Annotated in this window: 1 pseudogene; it reads left to right on the plus strand. The window is 46.8% G+C overall.

The window, feature by feature from the left end:
• Positions 1-218: pseudogene (locus AB4512_RS23175) on the plus strand (hypothetical protein); the annotation flags it as partial.
• Between the last annotated feature and the right edge of the window lie 130 nt (positions 219-348).

Raw genomic sequence — 348 nt, forward strand, 5'->3', positions numbered from 1 at the left:
CTTATCAAACAACGGATAAGTCCGTGACTCGAACCTATCGTGTTGATGATGACTTGATCACCATTGAGTTCAATTCTGGAAGCAGTCGAACTGACTCTAGACTAGTGATGCGCATTCAACAACAGGGCGAGATGCTAACTTGCAACCAATGCCCAGCGATACAATTGAGTAACGTCTGGACACTTATTGAGAAGCCTTTGAAAGACAGTTCGAATTAGAAAAGAGCGCCATTCAGCCATAGGTGAGCGGCGATACTGACGGCATAGCCAATCATGATCACTGGCATCCATTTCAGGTGCCCAAAGAAGGTGTATTTTCCATGCGCTGCCCCCATTAACGCCACACCTG

The organism is Vibrio sp. 10N.222.52.B7 (assembly GCF_041474275.1).
Lineage (GTDB): Bacteria > Pseudomonadota > Gammaproteobacteria > Enterobacterales > Vibrionaceae > Vibrio > Vibrio crassostreae_C.